The sequence below is a fragment of the Kribbella sp. NPDC104218 genome, from assembly GCF_055584105.1.
Map to the genome: position 1 here is coordinate 535,846 of NZ_JBVJMQ010000001.1, position 23,218 is coordinate 559,063.

The window sequence follows — 23,218 nt, forward strand, 5'->3', positions numbered from 1 at the left end:
CGCTAACGCCCCGCCCGCCAGCTGGCGGTAACGTCCCGCAGCCGTTCATACGCGCGATACACGTCTTTGTATGGGCACGCTCAGCGGGCGGTGCGGGCTTCGAGTGGGGTCGAAAGGCCATCGGTTCGGGGGAGGTGTTCGTCCTGGGGGCTACGACTTTCCGAGGTGAGGAGTGGTTTCGTGGGTGTCGGACGAAGAGCGTCGGCTGTGGTGCTGGCCGGTGCGCTGGTCGTGGGTGGAGCCGGGCAGGGGGCTGCGGAGGCGAAGCGGCCTCCGGTGCCAGGGGTCGAGCAGGTGGTCACGCTGGTGACCGGGGACAAGGTGCGGGTCCGGCCGGTCGGTAAGAGCTGGGATGTGTCGGTCGAGGCTCGGGCCGGGCGGCGGGTCGGGTTTCTGCAGAGTGTGGGCCCCAAGGGTGTGACGGTCATTCCGGACGACGTTGCCGGGCTCGTGAAGGCTGGGAAGCTGGACAAGGCGTTGTTCGACGTCACTGGGTTGATCGAGCAGGGCTACGAGGACGCCAAGACCACATCGGTCCCGCTGCTGGTCCAGACGGACGGACGCCGGTCGGTCGGCGCGCTGGGCAAGGTGACCCGGCAGCTGGCGAAGGGCAACCTGACCGCGGTGACGTCGGCGAAGGAGAGCACTGCGCTGACGGCGTTGCCGGCCGGGGTCAAGAAGGTCTGGCTGAACGGCAAGGCGAAGCCGACACTGGATGTGAGCGTGCCGCAGGTCGGTGCGCCGGCGGCGTGGGCGGCCGGCCACACCGGTAAGGGCGCGAAGCTCGCCGTCCTGGACAGCGGGTACGACACCGAGCACCCGGACCTCGCCGGAGTCGTTGTCGGAAGCAAAGACTTCACCGGCGAGGGCATCCAGGACCGGGACGGTCATGGGACGCACGTCGCGTCGACTGCAGCCGGGCGCGGTACGGCGTCCGGCGGTAAGTACACCGGGGTCGCGAAGGGCGCCGACCTGCTGATCGGCAAGGTCTGCGCCCAGGATGGCTGTCCGTTCGACGCGATCGTCGCGGGTATGCAGTGGGCCGCGGACAGCGGTGCGCGGGTGGTCAACATGAGCCTCGGCGGCGATACCTCGGACGGCACCGACCTGCTCTCGACCGAGCTGAACCGAATCTCCGCCGCGTCCGGGACGCTGTTCGTCGTAGCCGCCGGCAACTTCGGGAGCGACAGCTCGGTGGCGAGCCCGGCGGCCGCCGATCGGGCGCTGGCGGTCGGCAGCGTCACGAAACAGGATGAGCTGAGCGAGTTCTCGTCCCGCGGCCCCCGGTACGGCGACTTCGGCCTCAAACCCGACATCGCCGCACCTGGCTCGGACATCGTCGCTGCCCGCGCCAAAGGCACGGACGGCGACACGGCGTACACCACGCTGTCCGGTACGTCGATGGCGTCACCGCACGTCGCCGGTGCAGCCGCCGTACTCGCGGCCCAGCACCCCGACTGGACCGGCGAACAGCTCAAAGCCGTGCTGATGAGCAGCGCCAAGCCGCTGGACGGGATCTCGGCCACCGCCCAGGGCGCCGGCCGCCTCGACCTCGCGCGGGCGGACCGGCAGCAGGTGATCACCGACGCGGCCGCGCTCCAGTTCGGGCTACTCAAGTGGCCGCACGACAACCGGCAGCCGATCGCCCGCAAGGTGACCTTCCGGAACCTCGGGAGCAGTGCGGTCACCTTGGCCACGCAGCTCGACGTCCAGGACGGCGAGGGCAAGCCGGCACCGGCCGGGTTCGCCACTGTCGACGCGCCGAGTGTGACGGTACCCGCCGGTGGTCAGGCGGTCGCCACGGTGACGATCGCTCCGCGGCTCGGTTCGCTGGGGACGTTCCAGGGCCGGCTCGTGGCGCGCTCGGCCGACGGCGCAGTCGTCGTCCAGACGCCGTTCGGCGTCCACAAGGAAGCGGAGAGCTTCGACCTTGAGGTGCGGGCGACCGACCGGAACGGCGTAGCGCTGCCGGCCGCGGACTCCGAGAGCGTGTCGGCAGTCATCAACCTCGATCAGCCCGACCAGATGTACTACCCGGTCGAGCCCGGCGAGAAGGTCCGGCTGCCCAAGGGCCGGTACAACGTCAGCACGTATGTCTACAGCGGCTCTGCCGATCACACGATCCCATCGGTCACGGCGGCGGCCGAGCCCGAGCTCATCCTGGACGCCGATCGCGTGGTCACGGTCGACGCCCGCGACGGGATGCCGGTTCGGCATCGGACCGACCGGCCTGGACGGACCGCTGGGACGTTCGGGCTGTTCGTCCGAAACGGCGATCAGCGCGGCGGGTACGGATCGTGGTTCGAGGATCGGGCGTACGCGGTCCCGACGAAGCGGTCCGCCGAGGGGTTCGCCTTCCTGGACGGGTCGTCGATCGAGGCCGCCGAGGCTCTCGTCGCCGATCAGCAGGGCAAGGCATTCCCGGCCGACTGGGCCTTCGGCAGCCCGCGTTTCCTGGGCAGCAAGAGGTTGCGGACGGTCGACGTCGGGCACGCCACCGAGGCCGAGGTGGCGAAGGTCGATGTCAAGGGCAAGCTTGCGTTGTTCACCCTGACCGCGGCCGAGGTCGGCGAGTACGCCGAACGCGTGCAGCGACTGGCGGATCGCGGTGCCGTTGCCACCCTCAACCACCTGAGCGACCTGAACGGGTGGCCCGGCGCCCAGCCGGCAATCCCGAGCATGGTTGCCGACGGCCCCGAAGTACGCAAGCTGGTCGCGAACGCCGGCTCCTGGGCAACACTGACCGGTAAGCCGCAGAGCCCGTACCGGTACGACCTCCTGCACGCGACGACCGGCGGGATCCCCGCGACGCTGGACCGGCGGATCCGGGACCGCGAGCTGGTCGCCGAGGACACGACGTACCACGGGACCGCGGGACAGACCGCTGCGATGCTGCCAGCCGGTTCCGTCGACGGCCTGCGGCTCGGCTTCGTCTTCGCCGAGCAGATGACGCTGCCGTTGCGTCGGACTCAGCTGCGCTCCCCCGCGCCGGTGAGCTGGTCGGACGAGCTGTACAGCGAGCTCGGTGTCCACCGAGGGAAGATGCAGCGACCGGCAGGGCAGATTCGAACCGACTGGCTCGCGCCGGTCACCGGACCGGCGCCTGCCGAGCAGGCAACCCGGGACGGCGACCAGGTGTCGATCAGGTTGCCACTGATCTCGGACGGCGCCGGCCACCCGGCTGCGGCGTCGGACGGTTACGAGGGCGGCGTCTCCCTCTGGGACGGCGATCGCGAGCTCGCTCGAACCGACAACCCGGGCGGCACCATCACCGCCGAACTCCCGGCCGGAGCATCGACGTACCGGCTGCGGGCGAGCGCACGTGGTGTCGGGGCAGCCGAAGTCACCGCGGAGTGGACCTTCAAATCCGCGCACACCAAGGGCATTGAGCCGCTTCCCCTGTTGACCGTCGGCCTCCAGCCGCCGGTCGCGCCGGACAACACGGCCCCCGGCAACCGATCGGTCCGGATCCCCGTCCAGGCTCGCGACGCGCGGATCGAGTCGGTCGAGTACTCCGCCGATCAGGGCAAGACGTGGACCCGGGCGCCGTACAAGGACGGCGCGGTCACGGTCAAGCACCCGGCCGGCGGCTCGATCTCCTTCCGGAGTATCGCAGTAGATGCTAAGGGCAACAAAGTTGTGCAGACCACGCTGAACGCCTACCAGCTGCGGTGACCCCAGAGCCCTCGGGTACGGCGATCACGTCGTACCCGAGGGCTTCGGGCCGGTGGAGCGCAGCGTGTTGAGGCGGGACAGTGTGTCGAACCAGAAGCGGGCGCCGGGCAAGGTGGACAACGCCATCAGCGCCCAGCCGAGCAGGACCAGCAGGAACGTGGTGAGGTCGCCGGCGAAGCCTCGTTCCGGGTCGGTGAGCGCATGCCGGTCGAGCCAGTTGCAGGAGTTGGTTTCGCAGCCGGGGGCCTGACTCCAGCCGAGCGGGAGTGCAGTGGGGACTTGGTCGCGAAGCTCGGCCAGGCAGTCGTCCGGGGTCTTGCTGGCGCAATCCGAAGTGGTCACGGCCTGCGCGACGACGGCGTCCCGGAGAGCGTCGTCGGTGTAGAGGGCGCGCGCCATCCCGACGACGTTCACGTTGAAGACGACGACCACGACCGCGGCGAAGGCCAGCGAGATCCAGCGGACGTGCCGTTTGTACCAGCCCGAGACGCGGGCCATGTGGTCGTCGTACCACTGCTCGACGTTGTCGCGGAACGTCGCGAGATCGTCACCGGCCTCGGCCAGCGCCCGCGCGAACGAACGCCCCGACACGTACGACGGGATCGCGTGCCGGTCCTTCGCGCTGAGCTTCGCATTCCCTGCGTTCGCCGGACCAGGTCGGGGAGCCGGAGCTCGAACCGGCTCTCGCCGTCGACCAGCGACCGGATCCCGCGCAGCAGGCGGGCCCGACAAGTCGGGCCGAACTGATCGCTGACGCGGGGCGTCGTACTTGGAACGCACGACCTATGCTGTGCGGGGTTCGACGGGGACGCCGACGCCGGAAGGGCTGGTATGACTGCGAGGAAACCACGTCGCTGGGGACGTCGGTTGCTGGTGACGCTGATCGTGCTCGGGGTGATCCTGGTCGCGGCCGACCGGGCCGCCGCCTGGGCCGCGGAGAAGCAGCTGGCCAAGATGGCCGTGACCCAGGCCGCGCGCTACGACCTGACCGCGGAGAGCACGTCGGTCGACATCGGCGGCTTCGGCTTCCTGCCGCAGGTGGTGCGCGAGGACTTCTCGTCGGTGACGCTGAACATGACCAAGCCGACCTTCTCCGAGGTCCCGGCCGAGGACCTGCAGGTGACGATGAAGGGCGTGCACGTCCCGCGCTCGGTCATCCAGCGCCAGGCCGGCGCCGCGGTCACCGTCGAGACGACCGACATCCGGCTGCAGCTGGCGCCGCCGGAGATCGCCAAACTGGCCGCGCGGGCGACCGGGCTGAACGGCCTGACCATGCGCGTCGTCGACGGCAAGCTGATGGCGAAGCTGTCCCTGCAGGGCGTCTCGGTCGACACCGAGGTGACGCCGACCGCGCGGAACGGCCGGGTTTCGCTGGCCGTCGGGGAGCTGGCCGGCAACGTGCCGAGCGTCGTCCGGGAGGTGCTGGAGGCCCGGTTGAAGCGCGGGATCGCGCTGCCGAAACTGCCGTACGACGCGACCCTCAAGGAGGTCGCCGTCGAGGGCGCCTCGGTGGTGCTGATCGCCAGCGCGGCGAATCTGTCGATGACGACCTGAGCTACGCCCGCTGTGGAACCCGTCGTCCCCTGAGAGGGGGCGGCGGGTTTTCTTAGGTTCGGATCCTTGGGCACCGAACGATCGCGATATATCGTCGACGTATCGCAAACGTGAAGGAACGGTGGTCGGGATGACGGGATCGGCGTACGCCGCCGGCTGGCCTTGGGCCGGTGCGGAACGGCACTGTGACGACTTCTTCGAGGGTCTCAAACGAGACTTGCAGACCGCGCTGAACGGGCGCCGCCGCGGGCACGGCGGGCAGCATCCGTTCGGCGGTCAGTGGGGCATGTTCGGCGGGCCGATGTTCGGGCCGCCGTGGGCGCAGGGGCCGCGGGGCCGCGGGCCGAAGGCGCGCCGCGGCGACGTCCGGGCCGCGATTCTCGCGGTGCTGGCCGAGCAGCCGATGAACGGCTATCAGCTGATCCAGGAGATCGCCGAGCGCAGCGGCGGCGCGTGGAAGCCGAGCCCCGGCTCGATCTACCCGACGCTGCAGCAGCTGGAGGACGAGGGCCTGGTGACGGCGGACGCCGCGGTCGGCCGGCGGACGTTCACGCTGACCGACGAGGGCCGGGCGTACGTCGCCGAGCACGCCGACGAGGTGACCGCGCCCTGGGAGGCGATGAGCGCGCCGACCGACGACGACAACGGGTTCAAGCCGGTGCTCGGCCAGGTCGCCGCCGCGATGTGGCAGATCATGTCGACCGGCACGCCGGAGCAGCAGGAGCGCGCCCGCGAGGCGGTCTCCGAGCTGCGCCGCAAGCTCTACGGCATCCTCGCCGACGACGAGCCGCAGTCATGACCTCGCCGTCCGAGCGGCAACAGCACGAAAACCGACGCCGGCGCGGCCGCCGAGCCGACTGGGCCGGGCCGGAGCGCGGTTTGTGGGTCGTTCCGCTCCGGGGCGGTCCGGCGGAGGAGCGGCGGGTGCGGATCGGGGACGCCGAGCGCGACCAGGCCGTCGAGGCGCTGAGTGAGCATTTCGTGGCCGGGCGGTTGACGCAGGTCGAGTTCGAGGAGCGTAGCGACCAGGCGACCCGGGCGCGGTTCTCCGACGAGTTGGACGGGTTGTTCGACGACTTGCCGACGTCCAACGAGGTGCAGCTCGCCCGTCGCGACACCTCGATGCAGAAGCTGACCGCGCCGTCCCCGCTGTACTTCCTGGCGCCGGTGCTGATGGTCGGCCTGGTCGTCACCGCAGTCACGCTGACCGCGCCGTGGCTGCTCTGGGGCCTGTTCTGGATCGCCCTGTTCAGCGGCGTCAACCGTCGCCGCTACCACCAATATCGGCGCTGATGTCAAAGCTCGTGATCCGGCTCCGACCGAAGGGTGACAGCAACCCTTCGGAAGGAGACGGACATGAGCAAGGTGATCGTCGCGAACTACACGGTCAGCCTCGACGGCTACGGCGCCGGGCCGAACCAGCGGCTGGACCAGCCCTTCGGCGATGACGCGGAGATCCTGCACGACTGGATGCTGATCGCGATGGCGGCCCGCGATCGCGGTGAGACCGGCCCCGGCGTCGACCAGCTGGACCGTTTCCGGGACGGCGTCGGCGCGACCATCATGGGCCGCAACATGTTCAGCCCGCTGCGCGGCGCCTGGGCCGACGAGTCCTGGCGCGGCTACTGGGGCGAGAACCCGCCGTACCACCACGCGACCTTCGTGCACACCCACCACGTCCGCCCCGACCTGGTGATGGACGGCGGCACCACCTTCCACTTCACCGACCAGCCCGTCGACGCCGTCCTGGACCGCGCCCGGCAAGCCGCCGACGGCCAGGACATCGTCATCGCGGGCGGCGCGGCGACCATCCGCCAGTACCTCGACGCCGATCTGATCGACGAGATCGACCTGATGGTCGCGCCGATTTTCCTCGGCGCCGGCGAAACCCCTTTCGGCGGCGACGCCCTGAAGAAGTTCGACGTCGCCGAGGCGATCGCCCTGCCCCGGGCGACCCTCTACCGACTGCGTCGGTAACGACAGGAGGTAGTCGCCGGATCGGGGCTTCCCGAGGAGGGCTCAGGCGTGGACCGGGCTATACGTAGACGACTACGTCATGTCCTACGGGACGCGTCTGAGCCAGTCGTCGGTGCCGAACTTGGTCTCGACCAGCTCTTCGGCGCGGGCGACGGTTTCGGCGTCGATCGCGCCTTCGGCCAGGCCGTAGCGGTTACCGAAGGAGGCGACCATCCGGTCGATGACCTCGGGCCGCGCGAGACCGGTCTGGCTGCGCAGCGGGTCGACGCGTTTGTTGGCGCTCGTGGTGCCCTTGTCGGAGAGCTTCTCGCGGCCGATGCGCAGTACCTGCAGCATTTTCGTGGCGTCCATGTCGTAGGCCATCGTGACGTGATGCAGGACGGCGCCGCCCGCGAACCGCTTCTGCGCGGCGCCCGCGATCTTGCCCGCGGGCGAGGTGATGTCGTTGATCGGCTGGTACGTCGCCGCGATCCCCAGCTCGTTCAGCGCGCCGATCACCCAGTCGTCGAGGAACGCGTACGACTCGACGAAGGACAGCCCGGAAACCAGCGATTCGGGGACGTAGAGCGAGTAGGTGATCGTGTTGCCCGGCTCGACGAACATCGCGCCGCCGCCGCTGATCCGGCGGACGACGGTGACGTCGTTCCGCTCGGCGCCGTCCAGGTCGACCTCGTTGGCCAGCGACTGGAAGCTGCCGATGATGACCGCGTTCGAGGCCCACTCCCACACCCGCAGCGTCGGCGGGCGCTCCCCCGCGCCGACCTGCTCGGTCAGCACCTCGTCGAGCGCCATCTGCAGCGCGGGCTCCCGCGGGACGTCGTGCACGAACTGCCAGTCGTGGTCGTGCCACCCGGTGGCGCCGGTCAGCGCCCGCCGGACCGCCACCGCGACGGCCTCCGGGGAGAACCCGACCATCTCGACACCGTCGCCGAGCACCCCACGCACCCGGGCCGCCACCTGCGCGGCCGGGGTCACGATCGGCAGACCGGCCAATGCGCCGTTGATCCGCTCCAGCGCATCATCGGGCTCCAGGAAGAAGTCTCCGCTGATCTGCGCCGACCGCACGTGGTCGCCCACGACGTCCAGGTCGGCGACCACCAACTTCCCGCCGGGAACCTTGTACTCACCATGCATATTCGTCACAACCCCTTACCGCGCTGGGTTGTTCCGCCGCTCAGCGCGCGGGCGTGAGCTGGTAGGTGATCTCGAGCAACCGCTCGCGGACCTCGGTGATGTCGCCGTTGCCGTCGATCTCGTGCAGCAGGCCGCGCTCGCCGTACAGGCTGAGCAACGGCACGGTCTGCTCGGAGTAGACCTCGAGCCGATGCCGGACGACGTCCTCGGAGTCGTCGGTGCGGCCTTGCGTCTGCGCGCGGTTCAGCAGCCGCGCGACCAGGGACTCACGATCGACGTGCAGGACGACGACCGCGGTCAGCTCGCGTCCCTGACCGACCAGCAGCTCGTCGAGGACGCCGGCCTGGTCGAGCGTGCGCGGGTAACCGTCGAGCAGGAACCCGGACCGGGCGTCCTCCGCGGCCAGCCGCTCCCGGATCATCGCGTTGGTCACCTCGTCGGGGACGTACGCGCCGGAATCGACGTACTGCTGGGCGGTCCGGCCCAGCTCGGACCCCGCGGCGACGTGCGCGCGGAAGATGTCACCAGTGGCGATCGCCGGGACGGCGATCTGCTCGGCCAGCGTGCCGGCGTGGGTACCTTTGCCGGCTCCGGGCGGGCCCATCAGGACGACGGTCGTCACTACAGCGCCTCCTGACTCACGGTAAGTTCGGATTCAGGTTAGAGGCTGGTGGCGGCGTTGCGATACGGCGTACGTCACGTCCGGGCCTGTGACGTACGCCGTATCCCGTGTTCACATAATGGGACGCAGCTCCACGGTGTCGCCCGGACCGGCGAACTGCTCGGCCACCTCGACCGCCCGTTCGGGCGACGCGACGTCGATCAGGAAGAACCCGGCCAGGTGCTCTTTGGCCTCGGCGTACGGGCCGTCCGTGGCGATCCGGCCATCGGGGCCGGTCCGGTAGAGCTTGGCGTCCGCCGGGTCGCCGAGGGCCTGGGCCTCGACCAGCTCGCCGGACTCCGACATCGCGGTCATCAGCTTCTCGAAATCGGCGTCCATCGCGGCCCGCTCGGCGGCCGGCATCGCCCGGCCCGCCTCGGTGTAGTCGAGGGTGGGGTGGCCCCACGGCTGCGGGTTGGAGTGGATCAGGATCACGTACTTCACGACAACATCCTCCTAGCTGGGCTCCGTTACGGCCGGGACGTCGGAGCCGTCGACCATTCCTCGACATTGTGGTCGCCGCGGCGGGCGATCCCGGCCAGCAGGTCGGCCACCTGGACCCGCGGATCGTGTTTGGAGTCGACCTGTTCGAAGCCGGCCAGCTCGGCGGCGCCGGCCTCGGCGAGGTACGCGCGGAGCCGGTCGACCCGGCGCCGGGTGAGCGCACTCTGCTCGTCGTGGACGACCGCGACCGAGCGGTCGCCCGCGCCCCAGAACAGGACGGTCTCGGCCAGCGCCGGGATCAGCGGTTCGAGCGGCGGCGGGATCGCGGGATCGTCGTCGATCAGCCGGCGCAGGATCTCCTCGACCTGCCCGCGGTTCAGCTCGATCAGCCCGGGCGGGCGAAGCGCGAAGAACCGGTCGATCGCGTCGTGGTCGAGCAGCCGCAGGCGCTTCGTCCGCGCCAGGATCAGGAACGCGTCCAGGAACGCCGTCCGTTCCTTGAGGTCGAGGACGTCGAACTCCCGGCCCAGGCGCGTGCCGTCGCCGTACGACGGTTCGCCGGTGAAGAGCTCGAGGACGCGGCGGGCGACGTACGTCCGCTTGTCGATGCGGTGCACGTGCGCCCGGCCGTCGAGCTGGCGCAGGAACCACTCCAGCGTCGGGCGCTGGGTCGGGCGGAGCAGCCGGTTCGACTTGTACTCCGTCGTCCGGCCGGTCCGCACCGCGGCGATCAGCTCGGCCGCCTCGGGGACGGCGAGATCCACACTCGCGTGGACGATCTCGGGCCACTCGGGATCGAGCAGATTGCTCCCGGAGAACCCGGACTCGTCACAAGCGATCACCAGGTCAGGCACGAGCGCCCACCTGATCAGCCATACCACCCATCATCGGCTCGGCGCCGACGCGGCACCACCTATTTGCGGGCCAGGACGCCGAGGATCAGGCGGGCCGCGCCCGTCGGGCTCAGCTTCTGCTGGCCGGCCGGCCACCAATGGGCCAGGTCGACCAGGCCCGGATCGAGCACCTCGAGGCCGGCCAGGGCCTCGGCGAGCTCATCGCGGGAGCGGAAGCGCAGCCCCGGGAAGGACTCCCGGAAGCGCTCCTCGATCGCGGTCGCGAACTCGGCCAGCCGACTACCGTCTCGCGGGTTCATCGGATGCGTGATCGCGATGTGTGAGCCGGCCGGGAGGCCGGACAGGTAGTCGTCGAGGAGGCGGCGCAGCTCGTCCTGGTCGACGACGGTGTGCAGCACCAGGCCGAAGACCAGGCCGACCGGGCGCTGCAGGTCGATGACGTCGGCGACGACCGGATGTTCGAGGACGCTCGCCGGGTCGCGCAGGTCGGCGGGCGCGAAGAACGAGGTCACCTCGTCGGCGAGCAGGGCCTGCCCGTGCGAGATCGCGGTCACGTCGTTGTCGACGTACACGACCCGAGCGGCCGGATCGACCGCGCGGGCGGCGTCGTGCAGGTTCGCGGTGGCCGGCAGGCCACAGCCGAGATCGAGGAACTGCCGGACTCCGGACTCCGCCATCCGGGTCACGGCGGCCGTCAGCCAGCGCCGGTTCTCGGCGGCCAGCTGCGGGGTCTCGGGGGCGAGCTTGAGCAGCTCGGCGAAGAACTGCCGGTCGACCTCGAAGTTGTTCTTACCGCCCAGCATCAGATCGTAGATCCGGGCGTCGGAGGGTCTGTTCAGGTCGAGCTCGGGGCCGATCCGGCGCGCCACATCCCCTGCCGTATCTCCCTGTGGCATCGCCCCGACCACCCCGCTCGAAAATCCGAAAAGACCGCTTGCCCGGAAGGCTACCGCGCACGTGCCCCGGGTCACCAAACGGGCTGTGTCGCGGAACATGCGGAGCGTGAGCTCCCATCCCACGGGAGTTTCCGCCGCGGGCGCGGTAAGCGCTTGCCCTCGGCTGGTCCGGACCCCAGACTGACGCCAGATTCTGCGTGCTCCACCCGCCCCGAACGACCGGAGACCCGATGACCGACCTACGTCGCCGTACCTTCCTGGCCGCCACCGCGCTGGCTTCCACCGCCCTCGTCCTGCAGCCGGCCGCCGCCCGGGCGCTCGCCGTCCAGGTCCGCTCGCTCGACGAGCTCCGGCGCGCGATCGCCGCGGCGGGCGCCGGCACCGAGATCGTGCTCGCCGACGGCACGTACGCCGTCAGCGGCAGCCAGGGCATCCCCGTCCAGGGCCGCCGCGGGACGGCGTCCGCGCCGATCGTCATCCGGGCCGCGACCATCGGCGGGGTGACGCTGACCGGCGACCGCGGCTTCGTGCTGGCCGATTCGGCGTACGTGGTGATCCAGGGGTTCAAGCTGCGGCAGCGGACGACGTTCGACATCCCTACCAGCTGCAAGAACATCCGGATCAGCCGCAACGACCTGCAGTTCGCCGATGTCGAAGGGCTGAACTGGCTGCTGGTCCGCGGTGACGCGACGACGATCGAGCGCAACCACTTCCACGGGAAGTCGACACTCGGCGTGTTCCTCGGAGTCGAGGGGCCGGGGAGCGCGGGGATGGCGACCGGCGTCCGGATCGCCCGGAACCACTTCTCCGATCACACCTTCGCCGGCGACAACGGCGGCGAGCCGATCCGGCTCGGGCTCAGCGGGCGGTCGCTCAGCGACGCCGGCGCGATCGTCGAGGAGAACCTGTTCGAGCGCGCGAACGGCGACCCGGAGGCGATCTCGGTGAAGTCGTCGGGGAACACGATCCGGTCCAACACCGTCCGGTCCAGCCTCGGCGGGATCGTGTTGCGGCACGGCAACCGGAGCCGCGTCGAGGGCAACTTCGTCCTGAACGGCAGCAACGGCATCCGGATCTACGGCAACGACCACCTGATCGTGAACAACTACGTCGAGAACGTGAGCGGCACCGGCATCGTGCTGGGCAGCGGGAACGTACGCGACCACAAACCCGAGGACTCCGCCGAGAGCCGCCGCGGCAACGACGCGCCCGACCGGGTCACGATCGCACTCAACACCGTCCTGTCCTCCGGGACGGCGATCGCCGGCGAATCCCAGCGCACCCTCGCCCCGGCCGGCTGCACGATCTCCGACAACCTTCTGGTCGGTGACGCCGGGAAGACCTTGGTCGCGATGCCCTTCCAGCAGGGCATCACCTGGGCCGGCAACCTCCTCTGGGGCGCCGCCGCCAACGGCAACCTCCCCAGCTCCGGCTTCACCCGCCAAGATCCCAAGCTCACCGCCACCGGCGTCCGCCACCTGACCGCCACCAGCCCCGCCATCAACGCCGCCGCCCGCAGCTATCCATCGGTCACCCAGGACCTGGACGGCCACCCGCGCACCGGCCGAGCCGACATCGGCGCCGACGAATACAGCACCGCCGCGCCGCTTCGGCGTCCCCTGACCGCCGCGGACGTCGGACCGCGGTCGTAGCCGGACCCCAGACACTCACCAACTACCGCTGCGGCCCGCTTCCTCAGGAGGCCGCAGGCGTGGCGGGCCGGTATTCCACATAGTTGGTGAGTGGGGGCGGTTCGCCCCGCGCCGATGAGTTTTCCGCGGCTCACTCGTCTCAAGGGTTATGGCGAAATTCTTGTACTCAGTGACCATGTCGGCGGACGGATTCATCGCGGGGCCGGGCGGTGACATGCAGTGGATGCGGCCTTATCTGGGGGCCAATGCCGAGGTCGCGGCATTGGTCCCCCGGATCGGGTCGATTCTGTCCGGCCGGCGTTCACATGACGGCGACGACCCGCACAAGGGCGAGGCTGGCGAGGGCGAGGCGTTCGGTGGCGGCTGGGACGGGCCGAACTTCGTGCTGACGCACCGGCTCCCAGCGAACCCCGAACCCGGCGTGACGTACGTCAATCAGTTGCCGACGGCAATCACAGCCGCCCGGGCCGCGGCCGGGGAGAAGTATGTGAACGTGATCGGCGCTGACGTGGCGCGGCAATGTCTGGAGGCCGGCGAGCTGGATGAGGTGCTACTGATCATCGCGCCGGTCTTCCTGGGCGCGGGCACCCGAGTCTTCGCTGGCGTCGGTCCAATCCCTCTCCGACGGCGCCGGGTCACCGAGTCGCCGTCGGGAACAAACCTGTGGTTCGACGTGCTGCGATCCTGATCAGCCGACGTGGGCGGCCAGCGTGACGCCGGTCAGATCTTCGGCGGCTGACCACAGCCGGGCGTTGTCGGCCTCGATCCGGGATCGCTTGGGGGCGTTGGTGAGTTTGGTGGGACCGACCAGACCGAAGCCTTTGGAGGGACCGTAGTAGGCGCCGTGCCGGGCGTCGGGACTGGTGGCGGCGTACAGGAGCGGTTCGGTGCCTTCGGCAACCTCTTGCGAGGGCAGCAGGCGACCGAGGACCCGGTTGACCAGCGGCTCCTTGGCGGCGCCGGCGCCGAGGGTGGCGCCGGCGGTCTGCAGGTTGGTGCGGGTGAAGCCGGGGTGGGCGGCGACGCTGAGCAGGTTCCAGCCGCGATCAGTGGCGATCCGGGCGAGCTCGTTGCTCATCATCAGGTCGGCGAGTTTGGACTGCGCGTACGCCATCCCGGTGCTGTAGCGCTTGTCCCAGTTCAGGTCGTCGAATTGGATCCGGCCGTAGTTCGCCGTCCCGCTGCTCATCGTGACGACGCGCGGCGCGGGCGCAGCCAGGATCAACGGCAGCAACCGCAGAGTGAGCGCGAACGGGCCGAGGAAGTTCGAACCGAACTGGAGCTCGAAACCGTCGGCGGTACTGAACCGCCGCGGCGGGTTCATCACGCCGGCGTTGTTGATCAGCAGGTCGAGCCGCGACTCGGCGGCGATCAGGCCGTCGGCGAACTCCTGGACCGAGGCCAGGTCGGCGAGGTCGATCCGGCGGACCTCGAGCCGCGCCGCCGGGTACTCGGCGAGGATCTCGGCCCGGGCCGCCTCACCCTTCGCGACAGTCCGGACCGCCATGATCACGCGCGCCCCGGCCGCGGCCAGCCGCTTGGCGGCCTCCTTGCCGGTCCCGCTGTTGGCGCCGGTGACGACGGCGAGCTTGCCGGTCTGATCGGGTACGACGTACATCGCGTCCTCCATAAGAGACTGATGGTCTGTTATGGCTCCGACGTTATCAGACCGATGGTTCGATAACAACAGACCGTCGGTCTGTAGACTGTGAGCGTGACGACATTCCAGCGCGCCCGCAACGAGGAGCAGCGCGCCGTCCGGCGGCAGGCGATCCTGGCCACGGCCGCGGCGATGCTGGCCGAGATGGCCGTCAGCGAGGTCAGCCTGAACGAGCTGAGCCGCCGGGCCGGCCTGGCCAAGTCGAACGTGCTCAAGTACTTCGACTCCCGCGAGGCGATCCTGCTCGAGCTGTCCAGCGCCGAGCTGACGGCCTGGGTCAGCGACCTGGCCGCGGGGACGGCGGCGCTACAGCAGTCCGCCTCGCTGACCGAGCGCGCGGAGCTGCTGGTGGAGGTCGTGGTCGACACGCTGAGCGCGCGTCCGGTGCTCTGCGATCTGATCAGCAGCCAGGCGGCGGTGCTGGAGCGCAACATCTCGGCCGAGACCGCGCTCACCTTCAAGCGCTCGGCGGCGGTCAACTACGAGCGGATGATCGAGGCCGTCGTCATCGCGCTCCCCGAGATCGGCCCCGACGGCGCGGCCCGGTTCATCCCCCCGGCGAGCATGCTGGCCGGGGCGATCTGGACACACGCCCACCCCACCCCGGCCATGCTGGCCGCCTACGACGCGGACCCCGCCCTCGCGCCGCTGCGGATGGAGTTCGCCCCCACCTTGCGCCAGCACCTGCGGACACTGATGGACGGCGTCCTGCCCTGAGACACCCAGACCGGCGTGCGGGCAGTCAGCTGACAGGTGTCATGGGTCAGGCGGGGTCGTAGGCCAGGTTCGGGCGGAGCCAGCGCTCGATCTCCTCGACGGTCTCGCCGCGGCGGGCGGCGTAGTCCGTAATCTGATCCTTGCCCAGGCGGCCGACGCTGAAGTAGCGGGACGCCGGGTGCTGGAAGATCAGGCCGGAGACCGCGGCGGCCGGCGTCATCGCGAACGACTCCGTCAGGGCCAGGCCGAGCTTGTCCGCTTCGAGCAGCTGGAACAGCTCCTGCTTCTCGCTGTGATCCGGGCTGGCGGGGTAGCCCAGCGCCGGGCGGATGCCGCGGAAGCGCTCGGCATGCAGATCGGACAGCTCTGGCTCGGCGTCCGGCTCGAACCAGGCCTTCCGCGCCTCCAGGTGGATCCACTCGGCGAACGCCTCGGCGAGCCGGTCGGCCAGGGCTTTCACCATGATCGCGCGGTAGTCGTCGTTCTTCGCCTCGTAGACCGCGGCCAGCTGCTCGGCGCCGTGGATCGCGACGCCGAAGCCGCCGAGGTAGTCGTCAGCCGGAGCGACGTAGTCCGCCAGGCAGCGGTTGTGCCGGCCGGCCGGCTTCTCGGTCTGCTGGCGCAGCATCGGGAACGAGACCTCCGTGCCGTCGAGCAGGATGTCGTCACCCTCGCTGTGCGCGGGCCAGAATCCGTAGGCGCCCTCGGCCGTGAAGGAGCCGTTGGCAATGATCTCGTCGAGCAGCGTCTGCGCGTCGTCGAAGAGCTCACGGGCCACCGGCTGCTCCAGGATCGCCGGGTACTTCCCCTTCAATTCCCAAGCCAGGAAGAGGAATTGCCAGTCGACCATCGCCCGCAGCGTCTCCAGACTCGGCGACACCCGGCGCAACCCAGTGAAAGCGGGGACGGGCGGCGTCCCGTGGTCGACGGGCTCGGCGTTCGCGCGGGCCTGCTCGACGGTCAGCAGCGGCGCGCGCTGTTTGTTGGCATGCTGCTCACGCAGGCGCTCCTGGTCCGCGGCGTTGCTGATGGCAAGCGCTTCGGCGCGGTCGTCGTCCAGCAGGTCGGAGACGACGCCGACCACGCGGGACGCATCCAGCACGTGGACGATCGTCTTGTCGTACGCCGGGGCGATCCGGACCGCGGTGTGCTGTTTCGAGGTGGTGGCGCCGCCGATCAGCAACGGCAGTTTGAGCCCGCGGCGCTGCATCTCGCTCGCGACGGCGACCATCTCGTCCAGGGACGGCGTGATCAGCCCGGACAGGCCGACCGCATCGGCGCCCTCGGCAACGGCCGTGTCGAGGATCTTTGCCGCCGGCACCATCACGCCGAGGTCGATCACCTCGTAGTTGTTACAGCCCAGGACGACGCCGACGATGTTCTTGCCGATGTCGTGCACATCGCCCTTCACCGTCGCCAGTACGACCTTGCCCTGACCGCGCACGGCCTCGGCGCGGCCCTCCCGGCGGGCCTGCTCCTTCTCTTCCTCCATGTACGGCTCGAGATAGGCGACCGAGCGCTTCATCACCCGCGCGCTCTTCACGACCTGCGGCAGGAACATCTTGCCCGCGCCGAACAGGTCGCCGACCACCTTCATCCCGTCCATCAACGGGCCCTCGATCACCTCGAGCGGCCGCGGCAGCTTCTGCCGGGCCTCCTCGGTGTCGGCCTCGATGTAGTCGACGATGCCGTGCACCAGCGCGTGCGACAACCGCGCCTCGACGGTGCCCTCGCGCCAGCTCAGGTCGACCTCGCGCTTGGTGCCCTTGCCCTTCACGGTTTCGGCGAACTCGACCAACCGGTCGGTGGCGTCGTCGCGGCGATCGAAGATGACGTCCTCGACCAGCTCCAGCAGGTCCTTCGGGATGTCCTCGTAGACGGCCAGCTGACCGGCGTTCACGATGCCCATGTCCAGGCCGACCTGACCCGCGTGGTACAGGAACGACGAGTGCATCGCCTCGCGGACGACGTCGTTCCCGCGGAACGAGAACGACAGGTTCGAGATACCGCCGCTGATGTGGACGCCGGGACAGCGCTGCTTGATCAGCGGCAGCGCGTCGATGAAGTTCTTCGCGTAGCCGTTGTGCTCCGACATCCCGGTCGCGACGGCCAGCACGTTCGGGTCGAAGATGATGTCCTCGGCCGGGAATCCGATCCCGGTCAGCAGGTCGTACGCGCGGCCGCAGATCTCCACCTTGCGCTCGACGGTGTCGGCCTGGCCCTGCTCGTCGAAGGCCATCACGACCGCGCCGGCGCCGTACGACATGATCTGCCGGGCCCGGTCGAGGAACTCCGCCTCGCCCTCCTTGAGGCTGATCGAGTTGACCACGCCCTTGCCCTGCACGCATTTCAGGCCGGCCTCGAGGACGGTCCACTTCGAGCTGTCGATCATGATCGGGATCCGGGCGACTTCGGGCTCGGTCGCGATCAGGTTCAGGAACGTCGTCATCGCCTGCTCGGAGTCCAGCAGGTCGGCGTCCATGTTGACGTCCAGCAGGTTCGCGCCGCCGCGGACCTGCTCCAGCGCGACGTCGACCGCGGCCTGGTGGTCGTCACCCTCGATCAGCCGGCGGAAGCGCGCCGAGCCGGTCACGTTGGTCCGCTCGCCGATCATCACGAAGCCGGTGTCGGCGCCGATCTTGAACGGCTCCAGGCCGGAGAAGCGGGTGGTGTGGTCGGACGGCGCGACCGGGCGCGGCGGCAGCCCCTTGACCGCGGTCGCGATCCGGTTGATGTGCGCGGGCGTCGTACCGCAGCAGCCGCCGACGGCGTTGACCAGGCCGGACTCCGCGAACTCCTGCAGGAGCGCGGCCGTCTGGTCCGGCGTCTCGTCGTACCCGCCGAAGGCGTTCGGGAGGCCGGCGTTCGGGTGGGCGGCGACGAAGGTGTCGGAGAACCGCGACAGATCGGCGACGTGCGGACGGGCCTCGGCCGCGCCGAGCGCACAGTTGACGCCGACAACCAGCGGCTTGGCATGCTCGATCGAGCTCCAGAACGCCTCGACGGTCTGGCCGGAGAGCGTCCGGCCGGACAGGTCGACGATCGTCACCGAGATCCACAGCGGCAGGTGCGGCGCGACCTCCTGGGCCGCGGCGACGGCGGCCTTCGCGTTCAGCGTGTCGAAGATCGTCTCGACCATCAGCAGGTCGACACCGCCTTCGGCCAGGCCGGCGATCTGTTCGGCGTACGTCGCCTTGACCTGCTCGAAGGTCACCGCCCGGTACGACGGGTCCTCGACCTTCGGCGACAGCGACAGCGTGACGTTGAGCGGGCCGATCGAACCGGCCACGAACCGGCCGCCGAACTCGTCGGCCGCCTGCCGCGCGAGCTGGGCGCCGCGAACGTTCATCTCGTGGACGTAGCTCTCCAGGCCGTAGTCGGCCTGGGCGATGCTCGTCGCGGTGAAGGTGTTGGTGGTGGTGATGTCGGCGCCCGCCGCCAGGTACTGCCGGTGGACGTCGAGGATGACGTCGGGCCGGGTCAGAATCAGCAGATCGGGGTCGCCGGTGACGTCATGGGTGTGATTCTGGAAGCGGTCGCCCTGGTAGTCCGCGGTCGTGAGTTTCGCGCCCTGCAGCATGGTGCCCCAGGCGCCGTCGAGAACCGCCACCCGCTCGGACAACAGCTCCCGCAGCTCGGCTTCACTCATCGGTCGCGTCACCTCCAGATTCGCTCCGGAGGCGCCCTTGCAACAGTGCCTCCCCACGAGGCCCCACCCGAGCGTGGCGGACCGTGACGATCCGTTGCAGCGCCTCTCGAGCTGGTCACCCCATGCTAGCGGCGGCACCGCCCGGGGTCAGGCCCACTATCCAGTGTATGAGACGGGTGTTCACATTTCGAATACTCAGTGGATCAGCTGCTGGATCCCCGGCGCGTAGAGCCCGACGATGCGTTCGACGTCCGCCGTCGCGGCCAGGCCCGTCCGGTCGATCGCCATCGCGGCGCTCAGGCCGAGCAGCTGGGCAGTGATCAGCTCGGCGCGGAGGTCGGCGTCCGGGCCGGTCAGGCGGGCGGCGAAGGCCTGGGTGACCTGGTCGCGGAAGTGCTCGCGGATCAGCGCGCGCTCGTCACCGCCGCCGGCCGCGAAGACCACCCGGAGCATCAGGTCGAGGCCGTTCTCGCGGCGATGGGTGATCAGCGTCCGGACGACGTGCGCGCCGAGCTCGCCGTCCGGCGCCGCCAGCAGGAGCTCGGCGGCCTCGCTGAAGTCGGCGACCCGCTCGAACAGCGCCTCTTTGCTGCCGAAGTGCTTGACGATCAGCGCGGCGCTGACGTTGGACTCCTTGGCGAGATCGCGCAGCGTCACCGCGGCGTACGGCTGCAGGGCGAACGCCCGGCGGGCCGCGCGCAGGATCGCCGTCCGGCTGGGATCGGTCACGACGTCCCCACCTCGGCCTTCGGGATCAGCAGCGCCAGGGCGGCCGCGACGGCCGCGGCCAGGCCGGCGGCCACGAACACGATCAGGTACGCCGACAGCGCGGGCGCGACCCGGCCGGCGTCCGCGATCGTGAGGTTGGCCAGGACGGTGGCGACGATCGCGCTGCAGATCGCCGTACCGACCGTGCGCATCAAGGCGTTGATTCCGTTGGCCGCGGCGGTCTCGGTCACTGGCACAGCATGCATGATCAGGGCCGGGAGTGCCGAATAGGCGATCGCCGTCCCGGCCGAGACGACGGTCGCGCCGATCACGATCCCGGCGATGCTCTGACTGGTGAACAGGCGGACGACGTACCCCACGGCCATCAGCACCGCCGCGATCCCGAGCGTGAACCGCGCGCCGCGGGCGCGGGAGATCCGGGCCGAGACCGGGGACAGCAACACCATCGCGATCCCGCCGGGAAGCAGGCACAGGCCGCTGACCACGATCGACTTGCCCAGGCCGTAGCCGGTCCAGGTCGGCTCCTGGACGAGCTGGGCGGTGGACAGCGAGTTCGCGTAGAAGGCGAAGCCGATCAGCAGCGCGCTCAGGTTCGTGTACAGGACGGCGGGGCGGGCCGACACCCGGAGATCGACGAGCGGCCCGATCGTCCGCAGCTCGTACCAGGCCCAGAACGGCACGACCGCGAGCGCGACGCCCACGAGCGCGATCGTCGGGCCCACGCCCCAGGCGCCGCCCTTCGAGATCGCGAGCAACAGGCAAACCAGGAACACGGTCAGCCCGACCGCCCCGATCACGTCGAACCGCCCCCTAGTCCGGACGGCGGACTCAGGGATGATCAACAGCACCAGCACGATGTCGAGCACCCCCAAGGCAGCGCACACCCAGAACATCGCCTGCCAGTTCCAGTACTCGACCACAAGCGTCGCGGCCGGGACGCCGAACGCCGCCCCGACCCCCAGCGTCGAACTCATCAACGCGATCGCCGGCAGCACCTGCCTTGGCGGCAACTCGTCCCGCAAAATGCTGATCCCCAGCGGCACCACCGCCACCGCGGCCCCCTGGAACCCCCGCCCCACCACCAACACCGCCAACGCACTACTAACCGCGCACAACACCGACCCAACCACCATCAACCCCAGCACCAGCACCAACACCCGGCGCTTCCCGTACATATCCCCCGCCCGCCCCAACAACGGCGTAAAAACCGCCCCCGCCAGCAAAGTCACCGTCAGCACCCAACTGACATCACTCCCCGACCGCCCCGTAATCCCTACCAACGCCGGCAACAACGGCACCACAATCGTCTGGCTGACCGAAACCAGCACCCCACAAAACCCCAAAACCCCCAACACCACCCGAGCCCTCACCCACCCAAGTAAACACCCGTTCACCACCCACCCCACAGCCACCCCGACTCGCGTGCCGGGTGGGACGCGAAGGGGCCCGGGCGCCTGGGGAGGGTAGGCGCGCCGGGCTTTGCGCAGCGAGGCGATCTTCGCGATGCCCGGCGAGGCCGTCGACGCGAAGAATGCTCCGCCGGTCAGCTCGCGCAAGCGCGGCCCACGCAGGCCGGGAACACCGAGATGCGGAGGGAAAGGTGCCGGGCCGAGCGGCCTCGATTCGTGTGCGGGGGTGGGACGTGAAGGGGCCCGGGCGCCTGGGGAGGGTAGGCGCGCCGGGCCCGGTGGGTCGTCGGCGAGGGGGTGGCGCTCGACGACCCGGATCGGGGGTCAGCGGACGGGGCCGGTGACCAGTTCGATGGTGGCTTTGTGGGAGGCGCCTTGCTGGTCGGTCCAGGTGACTTCGACCTTGTCGCCGGGGTGGTGGTTGTCGAGGAGGTCGGAGAGGGTTTCGGGGGAGGTGACGGGTTTGCCGTCGAAGGAGGTGATGACGTCGCCGGCCTGAATGCCGGCCTCGTCGGCCTTACCCTGCGGGATGACGTCCTGGACGGCGGCGCCCTGGACGCCGGCGTTCGGTGCGATCGAGATCCCGAGCAGCGGGTCGGCGCCGAGGTGGATCCCGGGAGAGTCCTTGCCGGAGCGGATCTTGTTGGCGATGTCCATGGCCTGGTTGATGGGGATCGCAAACCCCTGAGCACCGGAACCACTGCCCTGACCGCCATTACCTTGACCGCCATTGCCCTGCACGCCGTTCGGGTCACCCTGACCGTAGCCACCCGAATCGCCGCCGAAGCCAGGCCCGTTCCCCTGACCAAACCCGTTGCCCGAGCCGTCCCCAAACCCGTTCCCCGACCCATCGCCCGAGCCGTCCCCGAACCCGTTGCTCGACCCATCGCCGGTCCCGTTGCCCGCCCCGTCCGGACCCCCCGTGCCGTCCGGCGTCCCGTTGCCGTCAGCGGCGAGCGTGAGACCGGACTTCGAACCACCCGCACTGCCCGCGCCGTTCGCGGCGCCGTTGCCGTCGGCGGCGAGGGTGGAGCCGGACTTCGCACCGCCGACACCACCCGGGCTGCCCGCGCTGTTCGTGGCGCCGTTGCCGTCGGCGGCGAGGGTGGAGCCGGACTTGGCACCGCCGGACTTTGTTTGGCCGGGGAAGTTGTTGCCGCCGCCGTTGCCGCCGTTGTTGCCGGCGGTGTCGACGCCGATCACCTCGCCGTTGGTGTTGACCAGCGGCCCACCTGACTGGCCGGACTTGATCGGTGCGTCGGTCTGGATCAGGTTGCTCAGGTTCTCCGGGTCCTGCCCGTTCTGGTCGGTCGCGGTGATCGACTGGTTCAGCCCGGTGATCTTGCCGGAGGCGTAGCTCGGCGTACCGCCCTTGCCGCCCGCGTTGCCGATCCCGACCACCTGATCGCCGACCTTGATCTTCCCGGAGTCGCCGATCTTCGCGGTCTCCAGTCCGGACGCGTCCTTCAGCTTGAGGACGGCGATGTCGTGGTCCTCGTCGTACCCGACGACCGTCGCCTCGTACGTCTTCCCGTTCCCGACGTTCGTCACGGTGATCGACGTCGCGCCCTCGATGACGTGATGGTTGGTCAGGACGACGCCGTCCGGCGTGAGCACGATCCCGGTGCCCGCCGCCTTCGCGTTCTCCAGCCCGAGCACCGTGTTGATGTTGACCAGCCCTGGCGACACCTTCGCCGCCACCGACGCCGGATCGAACTGCTGCTGCGACAACTGCGACCCGTGCGTCCCGCCGACCTGCTGATCGATGCCCCAGGCAACCGACCCGGCAACGAGCAGCGCGGCGATACTCATCACCCCCGCGGCCAACAGCCGACGCTTCTTCCGCCGCGGCGGCCGCGCCGCCCCACTCCCGACCACCTGCCCCGGCACCGGCGGATACCCGCCACCGCCACCACCCGGCTGCCACGCATACTGCGCCGGCACCTGAGCCTGCTGCGCGTGCGGCCCGCCCGAAACAGGAGCCCCCGGCAACTGCCACCCAGGATTCTGGAACGGGATCTGCGGCGAGCCCATACCCTGCGGCGCCACACTCTGCACAAACCCTTGCTGCACAGCCTGTTCCGGCGCTTGGTACTGCGGACCCGCCGGCAGCGGAATCGCCGGACGCGACTCCTGCACCCCACCAGCCTGCCCCTGCAAACCCGCCTCAGCACCGCCCACCTGCGACTGCAGACCCACCTCGCCAG

19 protein-coding genes are annotated in these 23,218 nt (G+C 69.9%); 8 read left to right on the top strand and 11 right to left on the bottom strand.

The features are described from left to right. Nucleotides 1-180: 180 nt before the first annotated feature. Nucleotides 181-3,675, top strand: coding sequence for a S8 family serine peptidase (locus ACZ6ZD_RS02495; RefSeq protein ID WP_465667580.1), 3,495 nt, complete (start codon nucleotides 181-183; stop codon nucleotides 3,673-3,675). 24 nt (nucleotides 3,676-3,699) lie between these two features. Here ACZ6ZD_RS02495 and ACZ6ZD_RS02500 read toward each other — a convergent pair whose 3' ends face one another. Then, nucleotides 3,700-4,266 (bottom strand): hypothetical protein, encoded by a 567-nt coding sequence (locus tag ACZ6ZD_RS02500; RefSeq protein WP_465667582.1) that lies wholly within the window; start codon nucleotides 4,264-4,266, stop codon nucleotides 3,700-3,702. 240 nt (nucleotides 4,267-4,506) lie between these two features. Between ACZ6ZD_RS02500 and ACZ6ZD_RS02505 the strand changes: the two genes are divergently transcribed. The 4 genes from ACZ6ZD_RS02505 to ACZ6ZD_RS02520 all read left to right on the top strand — a co-directional run bounded on the left by ACZ6ZD_RS02505 (nucleotide 4,507) and on the right by ACZ6ZD_RS02520 (nucleotide 7,206). After that, a complete protein-coding gene (locus ACZ6ZD_RS02505; RefSeq protein ID WP_465667584.1) occupies nucleotides 4,507-5,229 on the top strand; it encodes an LmeA family phospholipid-binding protein in 723 nt (240 codons plus the stop codon). A 130-nt stretch (nucleotides 5,230-5,359) separates the two neighbouring features. Continuing rightward, nucleotides 5,360-6,028, top strand: a complete 669-nt coding sequence (locus ACZ6ZD_RS02510) for a PadR family transcriptional regulator (RefSeq protein ID WP_465667585.1) — start codon at nucleotides 5,360-5,362, stop codon at nucleotides 6,026-6,028. Continuing rightward, nucleotides 6,025-6,522: a DUF1707 SHOCT-like domain-containing protein gene (locus ACZ6ZD_RS02515; protein ID WP_465667586.1), complete on the top strand. Its 498-nt coding sequence runs from the start codon at nucleotides 6,025-6,027 to the stop codon at nucleotides 6,520-6,522. Before ACZ6ZD_RS02510 ends, ACZ6ZD_RS02515 begins: the two co-directional genes overlap by 4 nt. 63 nt (nucleotides 6,523-6,585) lie before the next feature. After that, nucleotides 6,586-7,206, top strand: coding sequence for a dihydrofolate reductase family protein (locus ACZ6ZD_RS02520; RefSeq protein WP_465667588.1), 621 nt, complete (start codon nucleotides 6,586-6,588; stop codon nucleotides 7,204-7,206). A gap of 84 nt (nucleotides 7,207-7,290) precedes the next feature. On the opposite strand, the gene ACZ6ZD_RS02525 is transcribed toward ACZ6ZD_RS02520, so the two are convergent. The 5 genes from ACZ6ZD_RS02525 to ACZ6ZD_RS02545 form a co-directional block, all read right to left on the bottom strand. Next, entirely contained in the window at nucleotides 7,291-8,340 is a 1,050-nt protein-coding gene (locus ACZ6ZD_RS02525) for a lipoate--protein ligase family protein (protein WP_465672600.1), read from the bottom strand. 40 nt (nucleotides 8,341-8,380) lie between these two features. Next, nucleotides 8,381-8,962, bottom strand: a complete 582-nt coding sequence (locus ACZ6ZD_RS02530) for an adenylate kinase (protein ID WP_465667590.1) — start codon at nucleotides 8,960-8,962, stop codon at nucleotides 8,381-8,383. A gap of 111 nt (nucleotides 8,963-9,073) precedes the next feature. After that, on the bottom strand, nucleotides 9,074-9,445 hold the full coding sequence (locus ACZ6ZD_RS02535) for a YciI family protein (RefSeq protein WP_465667592.1): 372 nt from the start codon (nucleotides 9,443-9,445) through the stop codon (nucleotides 9,074-9,076). Nucleotides 9,446-9,471: 26 nt separating this feature from the next. Then, nucleotides 9,472-10,299, bottom strand: coding sequence for a DUF3800 domain-containing protein (locus tag ACZ6ZD_RS02540; protein ID WP_465667594.1), 828 nt, complete (start codon nucleotides 10,297-10,299; stop codon nucleotides 9,472-9,474). Nucleotides 10,300-10,358: 59 nt separating this feature from the next. Beyond that, nucleotides 10,359-11,195 (bottom strand): SAM-dependent methyltransferase, encoded by an 837-nt coding sequence (locus ACZ6ZD_RS02545; RefSeq protein ID WP_465667596.1) that lies wholly within the window; start codon nucleotides 11,193-11,195, stop codon nucleotides 10,359-10,361. A gap of 230 nt (nucleotides 11,196-11,425) precedes the next feature. On the opposite strand from ACZ6ZD_RS02545, the gene ACZ6ZD_RS02550 reads away from it, so the two are divergent. Beyond that, nucleotides 11,426-12,847 carry a polysaccharide lyase 6 family protein gene (locus ACZ6ZD_RS02550; protein ID WP_465667598.1) on the top strand — a complete coding sequence of 474 codons (1,422 nt, stop codon included), beginning with the start codon at nucleotides 11,426-11,428 and terminating at the stop codon, nucleotides 12,845-12,847. 175 nt (nucleotides 12,848-13,022) lie between these two features. Continuing rightward, nucleotides 13,023-13,535 carry a dihydrofolate reductase family protein gene (locus ACZ6ZD_RS02555; protein ID WP_465667599.1) on the top strand — a complete coding sequence of 171 codons (513 nt, stop codon included), beginning with the start codon at nucleotides 13,023-13,025 and terminating at the stop codon, nucleotides 13,533-13,535. Here ACZ6ZD_RS02555 and ACZ6ZD_RS02560 read toward each other — a convergent pair whose 3' ends face one another. Next, nucleotides 13,536-14,465 (bottom strand): SDR family oxidoreductase, encoded by a 930-nt coding sequence (locus tag ACZ6ZD_RS02560; protein ID WP_465667601.1) that lies wholly within the window; start codon nucleotides 14,463-14,465, stop codon nucleotides 13,536-13,538. A 96-nt stretch (nucleotides 14,466-14,561) separates the two neighbouring features. Between ACZ6ZD_RS02560 and ACZ6ZD_RS02565 the strand changes: the two genes are divergently transcribed. Continuing rightward, entirely contained in the window at nucleotides 14,562-15,224 is a 663-nt protein-coding gene (locus ACZ6ZD_RS02565) for a TetR/AcrR family transcriptional regulator (RefSeq protein WP_465667602.1), read from the top strand. Nucleotides 15,225-15,270: 46 nt separating this feature from the next. On the opposite strand, the gene metH is transcribed toward ACZ6ZD_RS02565, so the two are convergent. The 4 genes from metH to ACZ6ZD_RS02585 all read right to left on the bottom strand — a co-directional run. Next, nucleotides 15,271-18,873: a methionine synthase gene (metH, locus tag ACZ6ZD_RS02570; protein ID WP_465667604.1), complete on the bottom strand. Its 3,603-nt coding sequence runs from the start codon at nucleotides 18,871-18,873 to the stop codon at nucleotides 15,271-15,273. Nucleotides 18,874-19,068: 195 nt separating this feature from the next. Beyond that, nucleotides 19,069-19,602 carry a TetR/AcrR family transcriptional regulator gene (locus ACZ6ZD_RS02575; protein WP_465667606.1) on the bottom strand — a complete coding sequence of 178 codons (534 nt, stop codon included), beginning with the start codon at nucleotides 19,600-19,602 and terminating at the stop codon, nucleotides 19,069-19,071. Then, nucleotides 19,599-21,014 carry an MFS transporter gene (locus tag ACZ6ZD_RS02580; protein WP_465672602.1) on the bottom strand — a complete coding sequence of 472 codons (1,416 nt, stop codon included), beginning with the start codon at nucleotides 21,012-21,014 and terminating at the stop codon, nucleotides 19,599-19,601. Before ACZ6ZD_RS02580 ends, ACZ6ZD_RS02575 begins: the two co-directional genes overlap by 4 nt. A 321-nt stretch (nucleotides 21,015-21,335) precedes the next feature. Continuing rightward, nucleotides 21,336-23,218 (bottom strand): S1C family serine protease (locus ACZ6ZD_RS02585; protein ID WP_465667608.1); only part of this gene is annotated, 1,883 nt, incomplete at its 5' end.

Bases quoted from the DNA above. Each gene is read 5' to 3' on its own strand.
- ACZ6ZD_RS02510 (WP_465667585.1), top strand. From the start codon at position 5,360: ATGACGGGATCGGCGTACGCCGCCGGCTGGCCTTGGGCCGGTGCGGAA.
- ACZ6ZD_RS02520 (WP_465667588.1), top strand. From the start codon at position 6,586: ATGAGCAAGGTGATCGTCGCGAACTACACGGTCAGCCTCGACGGCTAC.
- ACZ6ZD_RS02545 (WP_465667596.1), bottom strand. From the start codon at position 11,195: ATGCCACAGGGAGATACGGCAGGGGATGTGGCGCGCCGGATCGGCCCC.
- ACZ6ZD_RS02525 (WP_465672600.1), bottom strand. From the start codon at position 8,340: ATGCATGGTGAGTACAAGGTTCCCGGCGGGAAGTTGGTGGTCGCCGAC.
- metH (WP_465667604.1), bottom strand. From the start codon at position 18,873: ATGAGTGAAGCCGAGCTGCGGGAGCTGTTGTCCGAGCGGGTGGCGGTT.
- ACZ6ZD_RS02555 (WP_465667599.1), top strand. From the start codon at position 13,023: ATGTCGGCGGACGGATTCATCGCGGGGCCGGGCGGTGACATGCAGTGG.
- ACZ6ZD_RS02515 (WP_465667586.1), top strand. From the start codon at position 6,025: ATGACCTCGCCGTCCGAGCGGCAACAGCACGAAAACCGACGCCGGCGC.
- ACZ6ZD_RS02505 (WP_465667584.1), top strand. From the start codon at position 4,507: ATGACTGCGAGGAAACCACGTCGCTGGGGACGTCGGTTGCTGGTGACG.
- ACZ6ZD_RS02560 (WP_465667601.1), bottom strand. From the start codon at position 14,465: ATGTACGTCGTACCCGATCAGACCGGCAAGCTCGCCGTCGTCACCGGC.
- ACZ6ZD_RS02550 (WP_465667598.1), top strand. From the start codon at position 11,426: ATGACCGACCTACGTCGCCGTACCTTCCTGGCCGCCACCGCGCTGGCT.